Origin of the sequence: Dermacoccus sp. UBA1591, from assembly GCF_002322065.1 — a bacterium.
Taxonomy (GTDB): domain Bacteria; phylum Actinomycetota; class Actinomycetes; order Actinomycetales; family Dermatophilaceae; genus Dermacoccus; species Dermacoccus nishinomiyaensis.
In genome coordinates this window covers 4,357-5,497 of record NZ_DCNR01000036.1, presented here as the reverse complement: position 1 = coordinate 5,497, position 1,141 = coordinate 4,357, and the positions used below count along the sequence as shown (strand labels likewise).

2 protein-coding genes are annotated in these 1,141 nt (G+C 68.6%); both read left to right on the top strand.

Annotation, left to right across the window (positions count from 1 at the left end):
- A partial coding sequence (locus tag B2284_RS03850) for an LCP family protein (protein WP_286697214.1) occupies positions 1-534 on the top strand: 534 nt, incomplete at its 5' end.
- Positions 535-695: 161 nt separating this feature from the next.
- The coding region (locus tag B2284_RS03845; protein WP_286697213.1) for an NAD(P)-dependent oxidoreductase at positions 696-1,141 on the top strand (446 nt) is incomplete at its 3' end.

Sequence of the window (1,141 nt, the reverse complement as noted above, 5' to 3'; positions counted from 1 at the left end):
GAGATCGGTTTCGGCGGGTTCGCCTCCGTCGTCGACGCCGTCGGCGGTGTCAACATCTGTGTCGCCCGCGACATGAACGACCCCAAGGCCCACATCAACCTCAAGAAGGGGTGCCAGCAGATGGACGGGCCGACGGCCCTGGGGTACGTGCGAGCCCGTTATTCCGACCCGGAGGGCGACCTCGGGCGCGCCAAGCGTCAGCGTCAGTTCCTCGCGGCGCTCATGAAGGAGATCAGCTCGCCCTCCAACCTGCTCGTGCCGTGGAGGCTCAAGGGCCTCGGCGAATCGGGCGCGCAGGGGCTCTCGGTCGACAAGGGCATGTCGATGATGCAGGGCCTGCAGACGATGTGGAACCTCAAGAAGTTCTCCGGAGACGGCGGCAACTCCGTCGTCGTGCCCACCGGCAACGCGGCGCTGCCCACCCCCGCCGGCGAGGCCGTCGAATGGGACGCGACGCGTTCGGCCGAGCTGTTCAAGGCCATCAAGGAGAACGGCGACACCTCCTCCTTCGTCAAGAAGACGACGGCGAACTGAACCTCGTGACGGTGGCCTCACCCCGCTCGGGGTGGGGCCACCCTCGTCGGTCGGTGTCGCCTGAGAGCGGTGGGACGACGAGGCGCGTCGTCGGCCGGCGGGGAACAATCCACCCCAACTGGTGGTTGGTGCTGTCATTCATCCCCACGAAGGAGATCACCATGAAGATCGCAGTGTTCGGCGCCACGGGCATGCTCGGCTCGGCCATCGTCAGCGAGGGTGGCTCGCGCGGCCACGAGATCGTCAGCGTGTCGACGCGGCCCGGTGCGGGTGACGTCGTCGCCTCGATCGAGGACACGGACGCCGTCGTCCGCCTCGCGAAGGACGTCGACGCAGTCGTCGTCTCGGTGCCGCCCGCACGCTCGACGAGCGCCGAGGCGTGGCTCGACGCGAACGACCGTCCGCTGCTGGAGGGCGAGGATTTCCCCGCCGACTTCCGTCCCGAGGCGGAGGCCGCGAGCACGGCCCTCGCGATGTTCCGGAACGGTTCGCCCGAACCGACCTGGACGATTGTCTCCCCCGCTCCCGTCCTCGCCCCCGGCGAGCGCACGGGCCACTACGAGACGTCCGACGACCACATGATCGGCGTGAGCGTCTCGAGCCAGGA